At 68.9% G+C, this 19,148-nt stretch carries 14 protein-coding genes; 5 read left to right on the top strand and 9 right to left on the bottom strand.

The annotated features are described in order from the left end of the window. Positions 1-55 precede the first annotated feature (55 nt). Together ybaL and Z164_RS0103560 are read left to right on the top strand one after the other, a co-directional pair. On the top strand, positions 56-1,774 hold the full coding sequence (ybaL, locus tag Z164_RS0103565) for a YbaL family putative K(+) efflux transporter (protein ID WP_024889368.1): 1,719 nt from the start codon (positions 56-58) through the stop codon (positions 1,772-1,774). 5 nt (positions 1,775-1,779) lie between these two features. Next, positions 1,780-2,529, top strand: a complete 750-nt coding sequence (locus tag Z164_RS0103560; RefSeq protein WP_024889367.1) for an SIR2 family NAD-dependent protein deacylase — start codon at positions 1,780-1,782, stop codon at positions 2,527-2,529. Positions 2,530-2,579: 50 nt separating this feature from the next. On the opposite strand, the gene Z164_RS0103555 is transcribed toward Z164_RS0103560, so the two are convergent. Further along, positions 2,580-3,491, bottom strand: a complete 912-nt coding sequence (locus Z164_RS0103555; RefSeq protein WP_024889366.1) for a TIGR01777 family oxidoreductase — start codon at positions 3,489-3,491, stop codon at positions 2,580-2,582. A 186-nt stretch (positions 3,492-3,677) separates the two neighbouring features. Between Z164_RS0103555 and Z164_RS0103550 the strand changes: the two genes are divergently transcribed. Both Z164_RS0103550 and Z164_RS21700 read left to right on the top strand, forming a co-directional pair. Next, a complete protein-coding gene (locus tag Z164_RS0103550; RefSeq protein ID WP_201769564.1) occupies positions 3,678-4,946 on the top strand; it encodes an MFS transporter in 1,269 nt (422 codons plus the stop codon). Positions 4,947-5,158: 212 nt separating this feature from the next. After that, positions 5,159-6,691, top strand: coding sequence for an N-acetylmuramoyl-L-alanine amidase family protein (locus Z164_RS21700; RefSeq protein WP_081770048.1), 1,533 nt, complete (start codon positions 5,159-5,161; stop codon positions 6,689-6,691). 232 nt (positions 6,692-6,923) lie between these two features. On the opposite strand, the gene clpB is transcribed toward Z164_RS21700, so the two are convergent. The 6 genes from clpB to gloA all read right to left on the bottom strand — a co-directional run bounded on the left by clpB (position 6,924) and on the right by gloA (position 13,605). Then, positions 6,924-9,521, bottom strand: coding sequence for an ATP-dependent chaperone ClpB (gene clpB / locus Z164_RS0103540; RefSeq protein WP_024889363.1), 2,598 nt, complete (start codon positions 9,519-9,521; stop codon positions 6,924-6,926). Between the two features lie 148 nt (positions 9,522-9,669). Further along, on the bottom strand, positions 9,670-10,074 hold the full coding sequence (locus Z164_RS21285) for a PH domain-containing protein (protein WP_160170681.1): 405 nt from the start codon (positions 10,072-10,074) through the stop codon (positions 9,670-9,672). 22 nt (positions 10,075-10,096) lie between these two features. Continuing rightward, positions 10,097-11,164, bottom strand: coding sequence for a hypothetical protein (locus Z164_RS22750; RefSeq protein WP_160170680.1), 1,068 nt, complete (start codon positions 11,162-11,164; stop codon positions 10,097-10,099). Further along, positions 11,161-12,222: a radical SAM protein gene (locus Z164_RS21695; RefSeq protein WP_081770046.1), complete on the bottom strand. Its 1,062-nt coding sequence runs from the start codon at positions 12,220-12,222 to the stop codon at positions 11,161-11,163. The genes Z164_RS22750 and Z164_RS21695 overlap by 4 nt, the downstream gene beginning before the upstream one ends. 247 nt (positions 12,223-12,469) lie before the next feature. After that, positions 12,470-13,000, bottom strand: a complete 531-nt coding sequence (locus Z164_RS0103525) for a DUF4166 domain-containing protein (RefSeq protein WP_024889360.1) — start codon at positions 12,998-13,000, stop codon at positions 12,470-12,472. A gap of 71 nt (positions 13,001-13,071) precedes the next feature. Continuing rightward, on the bottom strand, positions 13,072-13,605 hold the full coding sequence (gene gloA, locus Z164_RS0103520; protein WP_024889359.1) for a lactoylglutathione lyase: 534 nt from the start codon (positions 13,603-13,605) through the stop codon (positions 13,072-13,074). 305 nt (positions 13,606-13,910) lie between these two features. Here gloA and Z164_RS0103515 point away from each other — a divergent pair, with 305 nt between their 5' ends. Then, entirely contained in the window at positions 13,911-16,595 is a 2,685-nt protein-coding gene (locus Z164_RS0103515; protein ID WP_024889358.1) for a TonB-dependent receptor, read from the top strand. 294 nt (positions 16,596-16,889) lie between these two features. Here Z164_RS0103515 and Z164_RS0103505 read toward each other — a convergent pair whose 3' ends face one another. Together Z164_RS0103505 and Z164_RS19930 are read right to left on the bottom strand one after the other, a co-directional pair. Beyond that, positions 16,890-18,479 carry a SulP family inorganic anion transporter gene (locus Z164_RS0103505; protein WP_024889357.1) on the bottom strand — a complete coding sequence of 530 codons (1,590 nt, stop codon included), beginning with the start codon at positions 18,477-18,479 and terminating at the stop codon, positions 16,890-16,892. 174 nt (positions 18,480-18,653) lie between these two features. Beyond that, positions 18,654-19,121: a DUF3574 domain-containing protein gene (locus tag Z164_RS19930; RefSeq protein WP_081770044.1), complete on the bottom strand. Its 468-nt coding sequence runs from the start codon at positions 19,119-19,121 to the stop codon at positions 18,654-18,656. Between the last annotated feature and the right edge of the window lie 27 nt (positions 19,122-19,148).

Genomic DNA, 19,148 nt, shown 5'->3' with positions numbered 1-19,148 from the left:
GCCTGCCTGCCGACCGGTCGGCGACACTGCAACGCTTGTCCCCCACACTTCGCCGATGCCGCACAACACCGACCTGATCAACATCGTCGCCGTCGGCCTCGGGATGGCGTTCGTCTTCGGCGCGCTCGCCAACCGCCTGCGGCTCTCGCCGCTGGTCGGCTACCTGCTCGCCGGCATCCTCGTCGGCCCGTTCACCCCGGGCTTCGTCGCCGACCAGGCGCTGGCCGACCAGCTCGCCGAGATCGGCGTGATGCTGCTGATGTTCGGCGTCGGCCTGCACTTCTCGCTCAAGGATCTGCTCGACGTGAAGTCGATCGCGATCCCGGGCGCGCTGACCCAGATCGCGGTGGCCACCCTGCTGGGCTGGGGGCTGGCGGCGCTGATGGGCTGGACGACGGTGCAGGGCATCGTGTTCGGCTTCTCGCTGGCGACCGCCAGCACGGTGGTGCTGCTGCGGGCGATGGAGGAGCGCCGCCTGCTCGACACCACGCGCGGCAAGATCGCGGTCGGCTGGCTGATCGTCGAGGATCTCGCCTGCGTCATCGCCCTGGTGCTGATGCCGGTCCTGGCCGACGTGGTGCACAGCACCGGCGGCGAGCAGACCACGGTCGGCTCGGTGCTGCTGAGCGTGGGCTGGACCCTGCTCAAGGTCGCGATGTTCGTCGCGGTGATGCTGCTGATCGGGCGGCGGGTGATCCCGTGGATCCTCGAGCGCATCGCCGGCACCGGCTCGCGCGAGCTGTTCACGCTGTCGGTGCTGGCGATCGCGCTGGGCGTGGCGTTCGGCTCGGCGGCGATCTTCAGCGTCTCGTTCGCGCTCGGCGCGTTCTTCGCCGGCATGCTGCTCAACGAATCGGAGCTCAGCCACAAGGCCGCCAACGACTCGCTGCCGCTGCGCGACGCGTTCGCGGTGCTGTTCTTCGTCTCGGTGGGCATGCTGTTCGACCCGCACATCCTGCTGCTGCACCCCTGGCAGGTGCTGGCGACCGCGCTGATCATCATCTTCGGCAAGTCGGCCGCCGCGTTCCTGATCGTGCGCGCGTTCAAGCATCCGGCCAGCACCGCGCTGACGATCTCCGCCAGCCTGGCGCAGATCGGCGAGTTCGCCTTCATCATCGCCGGGCTCGGCGTGGCGCTGGACATCCTGCCGCCCGACGGCCGCTCGCTGGTGCTCGCCGGCGCGCTGATCTCGATCATGGCCAACCCGCTGATCTTCGGCCTGCTCGACCGCTGGCAGGCGCGACGGGCAGCGGCGTCGGCCGCCGCCGCCCCGGAAGCGCCGGAGCCCATCCAGGCCATCCCGGAGGACCTGAGCGGCCACGCCATCCTGGTCGGCTACGGGCGCGTCGGCCGGCAGCTGGCCGAACTGCTGCAGCAGCGCGACGTGCCGCTGGTCGTCATCGAGGACGACAGCGAGCTGGTGCGCAAGGCGCGCGAGCGCGGCTTCCTCGTGGTCCGCGGCAACGTCGCCTCCGAGCCGGTGATGCGCGATGCCGCGCCCGAACGCGCGGCGCTGGCGATCATGGCCATCCCGCAGGCGTTCGAGGCCGGCGAGGCGATCGAGCGGATGAAGGCGATCAACCCCGCGATCACCGTGCTGGCGCGCGCGCACAGCGACAGCGAGGTCCGCCACCTGCTCGATCACGGCGCCGATGGCGCGGTGCTCGCCGAGCGCGAGCTGGCCTACTCGCTGGCCGAGATGGTCATGTCCACGCCGCCGTTCCGGCCGACCCGGGAACCGCCGCCGGCCGTCGGCGCGGCCACCGCCGCATAGCGGCCATGCGCATCGTCGCGCTCACCGGCGCCGGCATGTCGGCCGAGAGCGGCGTGCCGACCTTCCGCGACGCGCAGACCGGGCTGTGGGCGCGCTTCGACCCGCAGGCGCTGGCCACGCCCGAGGCGTTCGCCGCCGATCCCGCGCGGGTCTGGGGCTGGTATCGCGATCGCGCGGCCGGCGTGGCCGCCGCGCGCCCGCATGCCGGCCATGCGGGCCTGGCCAGGATCGCGCGCACGCATGGGCTGCGGGTGATCACCCAGAACGTCGACGACCTGCACGAGCGGGCCGGCTCGCCGGAGGTCGTGCACCTGCACGGCGCGCTGTTCGCCTCGCGCTGCAGCCGCTGCGCGCGGCCGGCGACGCCGGAGCCGCTGCGGCTGCCGGCCTCGCCCGACGCCGAGGGCCGCGTGCCGCCGCCGGCGTGCGCCTACTGCGGCGCGCTGGTCCGGCCCGGCGTGGTCTGGTTCGGCGAGGCCTTGCCCGCCGCGGCCTGGGAAGCGGCGCTGGCGGCGGTACGCGAGGCGGAGCTGGTGCTGGCGATCGGCAGCTCCGGGCTGGTGCATCCGGCCGCGTCCCTGCCCGCGATCGCGGCCGCGGCCGGCGCCGCGGTGCTGGAGATTAACCCCTCGCCGACGCCGCTCACCGCCTTGGCGAGCGCATCCTGGCGCTGCCGGGCCGCCGAGGGCGTGCAGCGGCTGGCGGCCCGGCTCGACGCCGGCGAGCGCGACCCGGCGGCGCTGCTCGCGCCGTAGCGACCTGCCCCGCAGACCTCTTCCGCCGCCGCGCCGGTCGCGATGCGCGCCTATGCGCGCGCGGGCGGCAGCAGCGCATCCAGCTCGGGGTGGCGGAAGCGGTGCCCGGCCGCCAGCAGCCGCGCCGGGACCACGCGCTGGCCGTCCAGCAGCAGCGTGGACATCTCGCCGAGCGCCAGGCGCAGCCCGGCCGCCGGCAGCCGCAGCCGTGCCCGACGCCCGACCGCCGCGGCCAGCACACGGGTGAACTCGGCATTGGACACCGCCTCCGGCGCGCACAGGTTCACCGGCCCGACCATCGCCGCGGGCGCGCGCGCGGCGTGCTGGTCCAGCAGCGCCAGCACCGCCCCCACCCAGTCGTCGCGCGATATCCAGCTGAGCACCTGGCGGCCGTCGCCGAGGCGGGCGCCGAGCCCGTGCCGGAACAGTGGCAACAGGCGCTTCAGCATGCCGCCGTCCGGATGCAGCACCACGCCGGTGCGCAACAGCGCCACCGGTACCCCGAGCGCGACCGCCTCCAGCGCCGTGCGCTCCCAATGCGCGCAGAGCGCGTGCACGAACTCGTCGTGCGCGCCGCTGCGCTCGTCCAGGGCCGGCGCCCCGGGCGGCCAGCGCCCGTACCAGCCCACCGCCGAACCGCTCAGCAACACCCGCGGCCTGGTTCGGGCGCGGCGCATCCAGGCCACCAGCGCGCGCGTGGGCAGCAGGCGACTGTCGAACAACGCCTGCTTGCGCGCATCGCTCCAGCGCCGTTCGGCGATCCCGGCACCGGCGAGATTGACCACCGCGTCGAACGCCAGGTCCGGCCCCAGCGCGTCGTAGCCCAGCACCGCCGCACCGGCCGGCGCCTGCGCCGAGGCCGGCGCGCGCGACAGCCAGACCGGCGTATCGCCGCGCGCCGACAGCGCCTGGCTGAGCGCACGGCCGAGGAAGCCGCTGCCTCCGCTGATGAGAACGCGCATGGAGATGCCTCTACCGGTTCCGGGCGCGCGGCCGACCGCCGCGCGGTGTCGTGGAGCGATTGCAGCAGACGCGCGATGAAGCGCATGTCGCCTGGCGCGCCTTCCGGCGCGACGCGCATCGCGTTTTCACCGCGCGCCAACGCCGTCCTGCGCGCCAGACCTTAGGCTGTGCGCATGCCGGTCTATCTGCGCCCCATCCTCTCGCTGCTGTGCGGCGTCGGCCTGCTGCTGCTCGGCAGCGGCCTGGTGAACACGCTGGTCTCGGTGCGCGCGAGCGCGCTCGGCTATGCCTCCGGCCTGGTCGGCGCGCTCACTTCCGCCTACTTCGTCGGCTTCTTCGCCGGCACCTTCCTCGCGCCGCCGCTGATCCGCCGCATCGGCCACATCCGCGCCTTCGCGTTCTACAGCGCCTGCTGCACCTGCACCGTGCTGCTGCACACGCTGGGCGATGGCGCCTGGCTGTGGCTGCTGGCGCGGCTGCTGCTGGGCCTGGCCCTGGTGGGCATGTACACGGTGATCGAGAGCTGGCTCAACGCGCAGGCCGATCCGGCCCACCGCGGCCAGGTGTTCGCGACCTACATGGTGGTCAACCTCGGCGCGCTGACCCTGGCGCAGCAGTTGCTGCGGCTGGAAGGCCAGCACGCGTTCTTCGCCTTCGTGCTGGTGGCGCTGCTGATCTCGTCGGCGAGCCTGCCGGTGCTGCTGACGCGGCAGTCGCAGCCGCAGCTGCCGCCCGCGCCGCGCCTGCAACTGCGGCGCCTGTTCGCCGCCGCGCCCACGTCGGGTGCCGGTGCGCTGCTGTCGGGCCTGGCGATGGGCGCGTTCTGGGGCCTGATGCCGGCCTACCTCACCGGGCGCGGCCTGGACGCGGCGGCGGTCGGCACCACGATGAGCGCGGCGATCCTCGGCGGCGCGCTGCTGCAGTGGCCGATCGGGCGCCTGTCCGACCGCCGCGACCGCCGCCTCGTGCTGGCGATCGTGTGCCTGGTGGCCGCCGTCGCCGCCCTGCTCTCGCCGCTGGCCAGCGGCCACCGCGGCGCCCAGCTCGCGCTGGCGTTCGTCTACGGCGGCATGGCCTTCGCGATCTACCCGATCGTCGTCGCCCACCTGGTCGACCACCTGCCGCCGGAAGACCTGCTGGCCGCCAGCGGCAGCGCGCTGCTGCTGACCGGCCTGGGCTCGGCGCTGGGCCCGCTGGCGGCCGGCGCGCTGATGTCGGCGGTCGGCCCGGAAGCGCTGTTCGGCTGGTTCGCCCTGCTGCTCGGCGCGCTCGCCGCCTACGCCGCGCACCGCTACCGCGCGTTCCGCCGCCAGCGCCCCGACGCACCGCACTTCCTGCCGATGCTGCGCACCTCGCACGCCTCGCTGGACCTGATCGGCGAGCCACACGAGGCGGCGGACGCGAGCGCCCGAACCCTTGCAACCCCTGCCTCGGCGCCGCACGACCGACCCTAGCAGCACGTCACACTATCGAAACGCTGGAGCTGGCGACGCCGCATTGTAAATCTAAACGAGCCATGCCTAACATGTCGTCGGGACTTCTGCGCGTGTTCGAAAGACACGATCACGAAATCCTCGGGAAACTTCACCCGTTTCGAATCTGCATCTAGGACGCACAAGCGGCGCCAGCCTCGCCGCCTTCAACCGACGCACGACAAGGAGTCGCCATGCGTATCATTCGATCCTCCACCTGGCCCGCTGGCCTTGGCATTCTGCTGTGTCTGGCCTTCGCGCCGCCCATCGCCGCCCAGAGCGGAGACCTCAACACCCGAGGCACACCGATCGAAGAACTCAGCAGTATCGATCGCGAACGCATCGAAAGAATGCTCGATGATGAACTGACCGAAGCTGCCGCAGGGCTACAGCTCATAGAGGGTCAAACCGGCTTCGATATCAGAACCCGACTGATTCCAGAGCGACGAACCGTTGTTATCGAACTCGGAACGAGGGCGATCCCAACACACACCGGATCGGAACTTGAATATCAGCAACGACAGATCTCCCTCATAGCTCTCGAACTACTGAGAAATATAATTGCAGTGGACGGAGCGGAATTTCGTTACGGCGACAAGGATATATTTGAGATATTGCCAGATCCAGTGCCGCCACCAAAACATCAAACACAAGAGACCGACCCACAAAAATCCACACCACCAAAAGTGGCAATAGCCGGCAGTCATGGCCTGTACTTCAATTACGCACAAAATGACTGGACCGCGCAACGCCCATTTATCAACGGCATGAGGGAAGACTTCGTCACACCCTATTTTGCTCGCGATCTGGCCACACAACTGACGAGCCGAGGCGCGACGGTTCACAAAGCACGCACCAACGAGACCCATATCCATGCCCCCACTGGAGAACAATGGTGGCGGATCGCCGCTCGCTACTATTTGGAGTCCATCCTGCCAGAGGAAAATGGCATCTGGCATTCCCTACCCAACGCTACGCACGCCACCCGAGAAGAAGATGAGGACATGCGGAGTCGTCCGCTATACGCCAACCACGTCGGCGCTGACTACGCCATCCATCTGCACACCAATGCTGCCGATGGGCCTGGGGGTGCCGATGTCCGCGGCACTCGCGGCTACTATCAAACAGGTCGAACAGCCGACGCCGCATTCGCGAAACAGATTCTATGCAGCATGAAGCAAGCGATACGAAGCGTTGCCGCCTACGAAAATTGGGAGGTAGTCGAAACTCCCGAGCCGGGAAACTACGCAGAGAATCGCCTCGCAACAATGCCATCGGCGATCATCGAACTGGGCTTCCATACCAACGCTGACGACGCCAGAGCGCTGCAGCAGACAGCCTTCCGCAACGCGGCAGTGAAAGGCATCGAGCGCGGCATCAGCGATCACCATGCAGGCAATGCCTGCACCGACTTCCGCATCACCGAGATCCCGAGCTTCAGCGCCCCTGCCGGCACGCCGATGGACATGGTGGTCCACTTCGAGGGCAACCCACGCTTTCCGGTGACTCTGCGCACCCGCAATGTGAGCTGTTCGCAGGGGTGGAGCTGCGGATCTGCCACTGCGACGTACAGCGCAGAACAGGATTCGCCGATCACGCGCACCTTCGCGTGTGGGACCGGCGCCACGCATACGGGGAATTTCACTTATGTCGCCTGGCTGACCGATGCCAGCGGCATCAAGACTCCGGAATTCCAGTACACCTACAGCTGTACGATCGACAGCTGATCCGGCATTTCCGCAGCGCCTGGCGCGAGAAAGGGCAATTCACGCTTGCCGCCTCTCCGCCGCAATTCCAGCCAATGGTGCGCGCCTCGCTCGCCACACTGAATGTGATCGACGCGCCCGCGCGACGGCGCTTCGCCCGACCGCCCAGGTCCGGGCCCATAGCAACGGCAACCGGAGGCGGGGGTGGTCTCCCGCCTCCCGCCTCCGCATCCCGGGCCGTGGTGCAGGCGCATCAGGCCGCCGAAGCGCCGCTGGCGAAGACCAGCTGGCCGCCCTGCGCGTCCACGCGCACGGTGTCGCCGCTGGCGAACTCGCCGGACAGGATCTTCTGCGCCAGCGGGTTCTCGAGCTGCTGCTGGATCGCGCGCTTCAGCGGACGGGCGCCGTAGACCGGATCGAAGCCGACGTTGCCCAGCAGGTCGAAGGCGGCGTCGGTGATCTCCAGCCGCAGCCCGCGCTCGGCCAGGCGCTGCTCCAGCCCGCGCATCTGGATCTTGGCGATCTCGCGGATCTGCGCCTTCTGCAGCGGGTGGAACACCACGATGTCGTCGAGCCGGTTGATGAACTCCGGGCGGAAGTGCGCCTGCACCACGCCCATCACCGCGGCCTTCATCTGCGTGTAGGCTTCGGGACTGTCGTCGCCGCCCAGCTCCTGGATCATCTGCGAGCCGAGGTTGGAGGTCATCACGATCACGGTGTTGCGGAAGTCGACCGTGCGGCCCTGGCCGTCGGTCAGGCGGCCGTCGTCGAGCACCTGCAGCAGGATGTTGAACACGTCCGGGTGCGCCTTCTCCACCTCGTCGAGCAGGATCACGCTGTAGGGGCGGCGCCGCACCGCCTCGGTCAGATAGCCGCCCTCCTCGTAGCCGACGTAGCCCGGGGGCGCGCCGACCAGGCGCGACACCGCGTGCTTCTCCATGAACTCGCTCATGTCGATGCGCACCATCGCATCGGCGGAATCGAACAGGAACTCGGCCAGCGCCTTGCTCAGCTCGGTCTTGCCCACGCCGGTCGGGCCCAGGAACAGGAACGAGCCGCTGGGGCGCGACGGGTCCGACAGGCCGGCGCGCGAGCGGCGCACCGCGTCGGAGACGACCTTGATCGCCTCGTCCTGGCCGACCACGCGCGCGTGCAGCGCGTCCTCCATCTTCAGCAGCTTCTCGCGCTCGCCCTCGAGCATCTTGCTGACCGGGATGCCGGTCCAGCGCGAGACCACCTCGGCGATCTCCTCGGCGGTCACCTTGTCCTGCAGCAGGCGGAAGCCGGTGGTCTCGGCCTCCTGCGCGGCGGCGAGCTGCTTCTCCAGCGCCGGCAGCGTGCCGTACTGGATCTCGCTCATCTTCGCGTAGTCCTGCGCGCGCTGCGCGGCCTCCAGCTGCAGCTTGGCCTGCTCGATCTGCTCCTTGATCTTGGTCGCGCCCTGCACGGTGGCCTTCTCGGCCTTCCAGACCTCTTCCAGGTCGTTGTATTCGCGCTCGAGCGTGGCGATCTCGGCTTCCAGATCGGCCAGGCGCTGCCTGGAGGCGTCGTCCTTCTCCTTCTTCAGCGCCTCGCGCTGGATCTTGAGCTGGATCAGGCGGCGCTCCTTGCGGTCGAGTTCCTCCGGCTTGGAGTCGATCTCCATGCGGATGCGGCTGGCCGCCTCGTCCATCAGGTCGATGGCCTTGTCCGGCAGCTGGCGATCGGCGATGTAGCGGTGCGACAGCGTGGCCGCGGCGACGATCGCCGGATCGGTGATCTCCACCCCGTGGTGGACCGCGTACTTCTCCTTCAGGCCGCGCAGGATGGCGATGGTGTCCTCCACGCTCGGCTCGCCGACGAAGACCTTCTGGAACCGGCGCTCCAGCGCCGCGTCCTTTTCCACGTACTTGCGGTACTCGTCGAGCGTGGTCGCGCCGATGCAGTGCAGCTCGCCGCGCGCCAGCGCCGGCTTGAGCATGTTGCCGGCGTCCATGGACCCTTCGGCCTTGCCGGCGCCGACCATCGTGTGCAGTTCGTCGATGAAGAGGATGATCTGGCCCTCGTTCTTGGCCAGGTCGTTGAGCACGGCCTTCAGCCGCTCCTCGAACTCGCCGCGGAACTTGGCGCCGGCGATCAGCGCGCCCATGTCCAGCGACAGCACGCGCTTGCCGCGCAGGCCCTCCGGCACCTCGCCGTTGACGATGCGCTGGGCCAGGCCCTCCACGATCGCGGTCTTGCCCACGCCGGGCTCGCCGATCAGCACCGGGTTGTTCTTGGTCCGGCGCTGCAGCACCTGGATGGTGCGGCGGATTTCCTCGTCGCGGCCGATCACCGGATCGAGCTTGCCGCTCTCCGCGCGCGCGGTCAGGTCGATGGTGTACTTCTCCAGCGCCTGGCGCGCGTCCTCGGCGTTCTCGTCGGCGACCTTCTCGCCGCCGCGCATGGCGTCGATGGCCGCTTCCAGCCGGCGCTTGTCGGCGCCGGCGGCCTTGAGCGCCCGGCCGGCGTCGCCGCCGTCGTCGAGCGCCGCGAGCAGGAACAGTTCGGAGGCGATGTAGGCATCGCCGCGCTGCTGGGCCAGCTTGTCGGTCACGTTGAGCAGGCGCGCCAGGTCGTTGCCGACCGAGACGCTGCCGGCCTGGCCGGACACCTTCGGCAGGCGCTCCAGCGCCTCGCCCAGGCGCTCGCGCAGCAGCGGCACGTTGACCCCGGCCTGCGTCAGCAGCGGGCGCGTGCCGCCGCCCTGCTGGTCCAGCAGCGCCACCAGCAGGTGCACGGGTTCGATGAGATTGTGGTCGCGTCCGACCGCCAGCGACTGCGCATCGGCGATCGCCTGCTGGAAACGCGAGGTGAGCTTGTCCATCCGCATGGGGCATTCTCCGAAATCAGGAAGCCGGGAACTCCCCGGCGAACGCCTGGGAAATGCGGTTGACAGGCATCAGAATCAAGCGGCAGGGCGCCCTGGAGCGCGAATTCGTCCAGGATCCAGCATGGGCGTCTGCCCCCGCCGCTGCGTCTCACATCCTTTGCTGCCCAACCCGAGTCCGCAGCTCATCTACGAACGCGTCAGCATCTTCCGTCGTGAGCACGACATCGAAATCCAACCGTGTCGGAACGTAGACCGCGTCGCCGGACCGCACCAGCGCGAAGACGCGTTCTCCAGCCGCGTTGCGAAACCAGCCGAGCCCGAAGCCTGGCCAGCCGATACCATTGGTTCGCAATGTCAGACTGGTTTGCGGAGCCGCCCCGACGACAATCCCTTCCAGTAGAATCGCATCGTAAGGTACTTCCGCACGATAAGCCCCGCCTCCGATCACCAGCGAGCCGACCTCGAATTGGAGCCGTGCAGTGCGCGCCTGCCAGTAGGTCAGCAACGGGGCCGCGACACCCAAGGCGATCAAGACAGCGACGATGATTCTCATGGAAAGCTCCATCTCCGCATCGTTACTTCGAACTGGACATGGCGACCAACGGGGCACCGTCGGGCAGGCCAGCGACATTGAGCGCGTAGCGGGCAACGACATCCTTGAGTACCGTTGCACGGCGCGAATCCCTATCGAGCAGTCCGGTAGCGACAAGGGCATCGATGACCGCGCCCACTTCGAAATCGATAAGCTCACGAGCAGATTCCACCAGCATATGCCTATCGCCAGTTAGAGCGCTCAACTTGATCACGCGCTGAAAATTATCCTTAGCAATCAGGTCCAAGTGCGCTCCGCCTTGATAGCGGGGAAGAATACTTCCAACGGTAACTTCTGTCATGGCCACGGCCGCAGTCACGATCGCCGCACCAGTAGCTACCGTAAAGGATACGCCTACCGAAATGAGAACGGCCGCAATGGCGATAGCCACCACCGGAACGACAGCGGACGGTGTGGTGGACGCGCCGCCGTAGAGCTTACGAACAATCTCGGTGGTGGCGATAAGTGAATCGTTCGTCGACGCCGGGGATCGCTCTGACACCAAACTCTTGAGGACATCTTCTGACGAAACATCTTCCGGCAGGCCCTCTAGCGCTTTCAGCAATTCGGCCCGCTGCCCCTCGAACGCGCCAGCCAGGCGACGCACAAGCGGCGCAGGATCCAAATTGTGCAGGACACCAGAATCCGTCAACAGCGAAAAGGCTCGGCGGTAGTCACCTTCTTGCAGCGCCATACGCACATCATGACTACCCGCCGCCATTAACAACTTTACGTTATCATCCCGCATAATCCCATCAACATCGCGCAGACCCGCACGCTGCAGATACCCCCCTGGATCACGTATAAAAAGCTCTCTCTCGGAATCGTCACCAAGCACCCTACGCCATATATCAGACATTCTCGAAAGATAATCTAGCGCGGGCACTGGGACCCCCGCATCAGCTAGAGGTAATACCAACCCCGGATCGCGCATCCCCTGCGGACTTACGCTAGCGGGCGTACCGTACAGCCGCCCAGAGCTCGCCGTAGTTGCGGCCACCGGGCTTGCGGCGGCGATGAGGGAAACCCCGATGAACTTGCGCCTTTTCATGACCCCACCATCTCCTCATCTTGAGAGACCCGGCGATCCCAGCAAGAAACATCAGCCATGGCTTGCTGAAGCGAGAATCTGCCAAGCACCTCTTCCACAAATTCCTTATACCGCGCCGCAAGCGCTGCACGAACCCTCTCTGATTGATGAAGAATGGCGCACGCCTGGCACTTGTGAACTACGCCACGAAGGATTTCTTCGGAATCCGCAACCCCCATTACCCGCTGAATAATGGTGTAGGGACCATCCACTCTGATCCAGTACTTGAGAAAATCCCCGCGTTGACGTTCATACAATTTCTTCATCTGTACATCAGGCGCGGACAGAGACCCCAGGCGCATCTCCGGGATGTGCTCGAGCGTTAGTCCACAGCAGGCTGACAGGTTGTCGTGCGGGGTTACTACCACCGTCTCGAATATTTGCCCGCAACCGCTGACAAGCTCCGGCAGCATTGCCTGAATGTCGTGCCCCCTAGATGGCGCATCTTCGTGAAACGGCATCCAGGAGTTCACCTGCAGCGATACAAGTCCACATTCGATGGCGTTGCGAAGCACGGGATCGGAGGCGAGCCTGGCGTGGATCTGGTTTTGGCTACCGTCGGCTTCCACTGTGATGAGTGTGCGGATCGCCTCGTCCGCCAAGGCGCTTGCCGCATGCACCACGGACTCGACCGGCACAAATTTGGCATGGTCAACCCCGGTACTGATGTTAATTTCGGATATCCCGGCCTCTCGCAGCCTCCTCGCGCATTCCCTCGCGCGCGCTCCGGCTCTGCCCCAGAAGCCATTGGTAACTACGCGGGTGCTCTTGCCGAGATCAGACGCAAAACGAATCGCCTCGAAAAGGTCATCCTTCAGAAGGAATGCCTCCCCACCGCTAAAGACAACCACGGCAAGGCTTGGGAATGCCTCGACGGCGTCCTGGATTCGACGCTTCATGACTTCGAGCGATAACCTACCGCGAATGCGAGGACTGGATTCGAAGCAGCACTGCGCACAAGCTGCTGTGCATCGGTAGGTGCACAAAATCGTAAGTGTGGTGGGATGCAAACCTGCCATGACTTTCGCGCCCCATACGCCGGCCCATAAGCATTTCCGGCGGGCCCGCCGAAAATTCCTTATCACACCACACAACACAATTCAAGCCCCCCCCCTCCCGCTGTTGCTCGATCAGTTGGGGGCGGGGCGGTGCTGGCGCGCATCGCCCCGCCGCGGCAACGTGCCGCATGCCATTTCCGGCAGAGTCGGGCGGACGTGATTTGAGGCGAGAACAGCGGCGGGGACGACCAGAGGTCGTTGAGCACGCTCAAGCCGGCTCGAGCCAGCCTTCGTAGCGCACCAGCGGCCCGATCAGCGGCATCGCCGCCTCCACGCGGAACTCGTAGCGCCCGTCGCGCTCGCGCTCGCGGCAACGCACCTGCGAGAACAGCGCCGCCGGCAACGGCAGCACGCCCAGCAGGCGCACCGCGGCCACCTCCCAGTGGAGGGCGCCGTCGTTGGCATGCAGGGCGAAGCGGAACTGCAGCGGCCCCAGCCGCTCGCACAGCCTCGGCCCCCGGCGCCACAGCCGCGACTGCATCGTCCGACCGCCGAAGTCGCGGCGCCAGGTTTCGCCGAGCGCGTCGGCCACGAACGCGACCGCGACCGGCGCGTCCTCCATCGCCGGCGGCAGGCCGGCGATCCTCGCGCACAGCCGCGCCAGCGGCCGGGTACCGCGGACGACGGTCACGCGACCGGCATACGCGCCCTCGCCCCGGATGCCGTGCAAGGCGCGCAGGCTGGCGGGCAGCCGGTAGAAGCGCGCGCCGAGCAATTGCTGGAACAGGGTGGGATCCATGGCAGGGGCCTGGAAGGCGGCGCGCCGCACCGCGGCCGCGGCACGCCGGCGGCGTACCGCGCCGCGCATGCCTACGCCAGCGGCGTCGGCTGGATGATCTCCACCCAGTAGCCGTCCGGGTCCTTGATGAAGGCGATCTCGCGCATGCGCCCGTCGGTCAGGCGCTTCTGGAACGGCACGCCCAGCCGCTCGAAGCGCTCGCAGGCGGCGACCACGTCCGGCACGCTCACGCAGATGTGGCCGAAGCCGCGCGGCTCGCTGTTGCCGTCGTGGTAGACCGGACCGTCCTCGGTTTCGGTGCCGTGGTTGTGGGTGAGCTCCAGCACGCCGCGCTGGCGCGCCAGCCACGCCTTGCGCTCGGCGTCGCCTTCCGGGATGGCCGCCGGGTCGTCGGTCAGCACCAGGAAGTAGTTGGTGAACTTCGCTTCCGGGACGTCCATCTTGCGGACCAGGGCGAAGCCCAGCACGCGGGTGTAGAAATCCAGCGAGGCCCGCGGATCCTTGACCCGCAGCATGGTGTGGTTGAAGACGAAGTCGGCCGTCGCGGCGTCGCGCTGCGCGGCCACGCCGGGCACCTGGGCCAGGTCGGGGGGGGATGCGGTCATGGGGCGGGGAACCTCTCTGCGGATGAACACAACAGTATCGGCGGCCGCGGCGCCGGACGCACGCGCCGGCGATGCGCGATCGAAGTCCCCGCGAACCGCGACGCGACGCGACGCGGACGGACCGGCGTCCAGGCGATGCCGCGACGGCGCAGATGCGGGTTCGGCCACCGGTTTCAAGCCGACCGCGCCGCGAGCGGGCGCAGGCGGGGTCGACGCCGCCCGCGCCAGCGATCGCCCGGCTGACACTTTTTTCGGTCTCGCGTGGCAAGGAAGGCGAATCCCTCCCACCACCGGGTCCAGCCTCGATGCCTCCACGTCCCCATCCTCTGCGCGCCAGCCTGCTGGCCGCCGCCGTCGCCGCGCTTGCGCTGCCGGCCGCGCTCCCCGTCGCAGCCGCCGTCCCCGGCGCGTCCACCCTCGACCTGCCCGCCGGCCCGCTCGGCGAGGCGCTGAGCAGGTTCGCCAGCCAGCGCGGCATCGCCCTGTCCTTCGACCCGGCGCTGACCGCCGGCCTGCAGGCGCCGGCGCTGCGCGGCGAAGTCGGCGACCGCGAGGGCCTGCAGCGCCTGCTGGCCGGCTCCGGCCTGCGCCTGGTCGCGCGCGAAGACGGCAGCTACACCCTGGAACGCGAATCCGCCGCGCCGGCGGGCGCGATCCTGCTCTCCCCGCTGCGGGTCGGCGCGCAGCGCACCTTTCCCTATTCCGAAGGCATGGTGCTCGACCAGGATTACATCGAGGGCACCAGCAAGGGCAACGGCGACATCGCCACCCTGCTGCGGATCAACCCAGCGGTGCAGTTCAGCGACACCGCGCGCAGCTCGCGCAGCATGGGCGAGATCCGCCCGGCCGACATCAGTATCAACGGCGCGCTTCCCTACCAGAACCTGTTCATGCTCGACGGCGTGAGCTTCAACAACGATCTCGATCCGGCCAAGACCTTCGATTCCAACAACAATATCGCTCATTTCAGCGACCTGCCCAGCCAGTCCCAGGGCATCGCGGTGGACGTCGACCTGCTGGAAAGCCTGACCGTCTACGACAGCAACGTCCCGGCCGCCTACGGCGGATTCGCCGGCGGCGTGGTGGAGGCGCAGAGCCGCCGCGCCGGCGGGACGTTCGGCGGCAAGGTGTGGATGCGCATGGCGCGCTCGGCCTGGGACGAGCTGATCATCCCCGAGGGCCAGGAAACTACCTGGGCCAATTCCGCCAACATCAACTACCAGCCGCGCTACGACAAGACCAAGCTGGGCGCGACGCTGGAAGGCCGCACCGCGGGCGGCCTCGGCCTGATCGGCACGGTGACCCGCACGCGCTCGGAGATTCCCCTGCGCGGCTACCTCAACGGCCAGGTCAGCGAGACCGGGCAGAACACCAAGACCCAGACCCGCGAGAACACCGCCGCGACCCTGGCCGTGGACTGGAGCGACGGCCAGGGCCTGGAACTGGGCGCCAACCTGACCTACGCACCGACCGACGACCGCTATTTCATCCAGAACAACGAGAACGCCTACTTCGACCTCAAGTCCGGCGGCCCGGTGCTGGGCCTGCGCGCCAACATCGAGCGCGGCGGCTGGACGATCCGCAACACGCTCAGCTACAGCGACCTGGAAACCCGGCGCAGCGGCGAGACGAACTATCTCAGGAACTGGGCCAAGTCCGAGCAGTATGACTGGGGCATCAACAACAGCAGCGCCGAGGGCACCTGGGGCAACGTCGAGCAGCACGACCGCACGATCGGCTACCGCCTGGTCGCCGACCACGAGGGCCTGGACTTCGGCCGCGCCCGCCACGACGTCCAGGTCGGCCTGTCCTACCAGCACCGCGAGGCCTGGTACCGCCGCCTCAACGATCACTACAACTACCAGGACCCCCTCGCCACCACGAGCTGCACCCTGGCCGACGGGACGGTGGACGACCAGAGCTGCTCGCTTTCGCCGGTGCTGACCTCGACCAGCAACGGCGGCCTGATCGCCGGCCAGGGCCAGTACTTCAGCCAGCTGTTCCTGTACCGCGCCGGCGAGTTCACCGTCAGCGGCGACGAATGGTCGGCCTGGGCGCAGGACGACGTGCGCCTGGGCGACTGGAGCCTGCGCGCCGGGCTGCGCATGGACGGCAGCGATGTCTGGGACAAGACGACCCTCTCGCCGCGCCTGGCCGCCTCCTGGGACGTCCTCGGCAACCGCGACACGCTGCTGACCGCCGGCCTCAACCGCTACCACGGCCGCAACTTCTTCACCTATCTGCTGCGCGAGGGCCGCGAGCGGTTGCGCGTGCTCAAGGAGCGGCCCGACAGCGCGACGCCGTGGGACGCGGTGGAAGGCACCTCCGCCACCTCCACCAACCGCATCGCCGACCTCGACATCCCCTACAGCGACGAATGGACCCTGGGCCTCGACCAGCGCTGGGCCGGCTGGACCTTCAACCTGAAGTACGTGGCGCGCGAGGGCCGCGACGAGGTCCGCCGGCAGCGGGTCCGCAGCGGGGACGACAGCGGCGAATTCTCCGCCAACGTCTACGAGTACACCAACAACGGCCGCAGCCGCAGCCGCACCTGGACCCTGGGCATCGCGCTGGAGGAGGACCTGCGCCTGTGGGCCAGCCGGACCCGGATCCAGCTCGGCTTCGACCGCACCGACGTGCGTCGCAACTACACCGACTACGACGACAGCTGGACCGAGGCCGGCGCCAGCGAACGGGTCCGCTACAAGGGCGACCTGCTCTGGCTCTACGATCTGCCCGCCGCCGATTTCAACCGCCCCTGGACCGCGCGCCTGTCCACCCAGACCCGGATCGCGCTCGGCGCCGGCGAACTGCTGTGGAGCAATTTCCTGCGCTACCGCGCGGGCTATCGCGATATCGGCCTGATCGGCGAGGAGCGCTACGAGGGCGGCGTGATCGACGTGTACGACGACGTGGACTACCCCAACAGCTTCACCTGGGACGCGACCCTGGAATACGCGCATGCGCTTGCGCGCGGGCAGGAGGCCTAAGTGCGCATCGAGGCCAGCAACGTGCTCAACCGCTCCAACCGGATCGTCGGCGACGCTCGGACCGCCTATTACGAGCCCGGCCGCAGCTACTGGCTGGAAGCCGGGTACCGGTTCTGACCCTGGCGCCGGGCCGGCCGCTCGCGGCGCCGGCCCGAGCGCATGGGGGCAGACGCTGCCCAGGCCGCACGGCTGGCCGCGCGGGGCCAGCCGTGCGCCTCGCGCTTCTGCCGCCAGGCGCCTTCGGCCGGCGCCGCCCGGCCGATCTTCGGCTTCGCCCTCCGGGCCGGGCGGCGCTCAGGCGCGCGCGGTGCGTTGCAGCGACAACAGCGCCAGCAGCAGCGCCAGCACGCCGTAGGCAGCGGCGAATTGCCAGGCGATGGCCTGCCGCGTGCCCTCCAGCAGCCAGGGCAGGTAGACACCGCCGCGCGGTTCCACCGAGTGGATGAAGCCGAACAAGGTCAGCACGCCGGCCAGCAGCAGCACCGCCGCCGCCTGTCGCGGCCGGTGTTCGATCAACGCCACCAGGGCGCCGGCCCACAGCATGGCGGTGATGATGAAGCCGTTGCCCAGGGTCGCGATGACCGCCACCTCGGCCAGGCCGTGGCCATCGATGCCGTCGTACAGGGCGGCGAACGTGTCCGGCGGGATCCAGGCCGGGTTGCCGAACTTGATCGTCAGCAGGTAGGCGACCGCCGGCAGGAACGCCAGCGCCACCGCGATCGCATGCTCGCGCGGCGTGGCGTGGAAGGCCTGCACCGCGATGTCCAGGCCCACGTAGACGATGATCGGCGCCAGCGCCGCCAGCGGCAGCCACTGCACCAGGCCGGAGACGATGCCCAGCATGCCGCCCAGGCCCACGAACAGGCCGGTCAGCAGGGTGTAGCCGCTGCGCGCGCCCATGTGCTTGTAGGCCGGCTGGCCGATGTAGGGCGTGGTCTGCGCCACCCCGCCGCAGACGCCGGCGACCAGGGTCGAGACCGCCTCCACCAGCAGCACGTCGCGGGTGCGGTAGTCGTCGCCGGCCGCGCGCGCGCTCTCGGCCACGTTGATGCCGCCGATCACCATCAGCAGGCCGAACGGCAGCAGCAGCGAAAGATAGGGCACGGTCGCCGGCAGCCCGTCGAGGAAGCCCAGGCCCGGCCACGGCGGCGAGAACGCCAGCGGCGCCGGCGCCGGCAGCGCGAAGCCGGGCAGCGCGCCGGCCAGGCCCAGCCCGTAGTACAGCGCGGTGCCGACCACGAACGCGAACAGCACGCCCGGCACCCGCACCGGCAGCCGGCCGCGCGCGGCCAGCACGTACAGCAGCAGGCCCAGCGTCACCAGCCCGACCACCGGCACCCGCAGCGCCTCCACCAGCGGCAGGAAGCCCAGCAGCACCAGCGCGGCGCCCCCGATCGAGCCCAGCAGCGCGGCGCGCGGCACCCGCCGCGCGATCGCGTCGCCAGCGAAGGACAGCGCCAGCTTCAGCAGGCCCATCACCACCAGCGAGGCCATGCCGAGCTGCCAGGTATTGAGCCCGGCGGCCTGCGGGTCCAGCCCCTGCGCGCGCCAGCTGGCGTAGGCCGGGCCGAGCACCAGCAGCGCCATGCCGATGCTGGTCGGGGCGTCGAGGCCCAGCGGCATGGCGGTGACGTCGTCGCGGCCGCTGCGCGCGGCCAGCCGGCGGGCCATCGCGGTGTAGAGCAGATTGCCGATCAGCACGCCCAGTGCGGTGCCGGGAAACATGCGCCCGAACACGATCTCGGCCGGCATCCCGAACATGCCGACCAGCGCCGCGGCGACGAAGCCCAGGATGGACAGGTTGTCCACGACCAGGCCGAAGAAGCCGTTGAGGTCGCCCGGCACGAACCAACGCGGCCGGCGAGCTGCGGGCGCGGCGTTCATCGCCTCGCCCCGCGCCGGCCGACAGCCGCGCCGGTCGCTGTCGCGGGCCGCGGAAGCCCGCCACGACCCGCGCTCGCAAGGCGCGCCGCCGATGACCGGCCATGCCCCGCCCGGCGCGAGCCGGCGTGGCGGACGCAGGCAGGGGAAGCGCGCTCGCCGCGCGAGCGACCGGACTCAGAACGAGACATCGACGCGCTGCCACGACCACAGCACCGACTGATGCCCGGTCTCGCGCTTCCAGGCCAGGCGGATCGCGTCGATCCGCGCCCGGTGTTCGGGCGTATCCGGATGCAGGATCACCAGCAGCTTCGAGCGCAGCCGTCCCGGCGTGGCCTGGTCGCGCGAGAGCCACTGCCCGTAGGCATCGAACACGCTCAGCCCGTCGGGAAAGCGCGGCGTCACCTCGCGATCCAGGAACTGCCGCCAGCCGGCCGGATCGACCGGCGCGTCGCCGTCCGGCCCCACGCCGAAGTACAGCTCGCTGCGCAGCCAGCCGGTGGCCAGCGCCGGATGCGCGGGGTCGTCGTGCAGCGTGGCCGTGACCGGCGCGGGCGCCGCCTCGCGCGGCACCGATGCGCAGCCGGCGAGCGCCAGCATCGCCCCGAGGCAGATCGCGACCGGTCGGAATCCTCTTGCGCGCATTCGTCGTTCCCGCTTGAAAGGACCGGC

It is taken from the genome of Luteimonas huabeiensis HB2 (assembly GCF_000559025.1).
Lineage (GTDB): Bacteria > Pseudomonadota > Gammaproteobacteria > Xanthomonadales > Xanthomonadaceae > Luteimonas > Luteimonas huabeiensis.
The sequence above is the reverse complement of the archived record's forward strand: the minus strand, read 5'-3'. Positions and strand labels throughout refer to the sequence as shown.

Coding starts and splice junctions, on each gene's coding strand:
- ybaL (WP_024889368.1), top strand. CDS start 56: ATGCCGCACAACACCGACCTGATCAACATCGTCGCCGTCGGCCTCGGG.
- Z164_RS0103560 (WP_024889367.1), top strand. CDS start 1,780: ATGCGCATCGTCGCGCTCACCGGCGCCGGCATGTCGGCCGAGAGCGGC.
- Z164_RS0103555 (WP_024889366.1), bottom strand. CDS start 3,491: ATGCGCGTTCTCATCAGCGGAGGCAGCGGCTTCCTCGGCCGTGCGCTC.
- Z164_RS21700 (WP_081770048.1), top strand. CDS start 5,159: ATGCGTATCATTCGATCCTCCACCTGGCCCGCTGGCCTTGGCATTCTG.
- clpB (WP_024889363.1), bottom strand. CDS start 9,521: ATGCGGATGGACAAGCTCACCTCGCGTTTCCAGCAGGCGATCGCCGAT.
- Z164_RS21285 (WP_160170681.1), bottom strand. CDS start 10,074: ATGAGAATCATCGTCGCTGTCTTGATCGCCTTGGGTGTCGCGGCCCCG.
- Z164_RS22750 (WP_160170680.1), bottom strand. CDS start 11,164: ATGAAAAGGCGCAAGTTCATCGGGGTTTCCCTCATCGCCGCCGCAAGC.
- Z164_RS21695 (WP_081770046.1), bottom strand. CDS start 12,222: ATGGCAGGTTTGCATCCCACCACACTTACGATTTTGTGCACCTACCGA.
- Z164_RS0103525 (WP_024889360.1), bottom strand. CDS start 13,000: ATGGATCCCACCCTGTTCCAGCAATTGCTCGGCGCGCGCTTCTACCGG.
- gloA (WP_024889359.1), bottom strand. CDS start 13,605: ATGACCGCATCCCCCCCCGACCTGGCCCAGGTGCCCGGCGTGGCCGCG.
- Z164_RS0103515 (WP_024889358.1), top strand. CDS start 13,911: ATGCCTCCACGTCCCCATCCTCTGCGCGCCAGCCTGCTGGCCGCCGCC.
- Z164_RS0103505 (WP_024889357.1), bottom strand. CDS start 18,479: ATGAACGCCGCGCCCGCAGCTCGCCGGCCGCGTTGGTTCGTGCCGGGC.
- Z164_RS19930 (WP_081770044.1), bottom strand. CDS start 19,121: ATGCGCGCAAGAGGATTCCGACCGGTCGCGATCTGCCTCGGGGCGATG.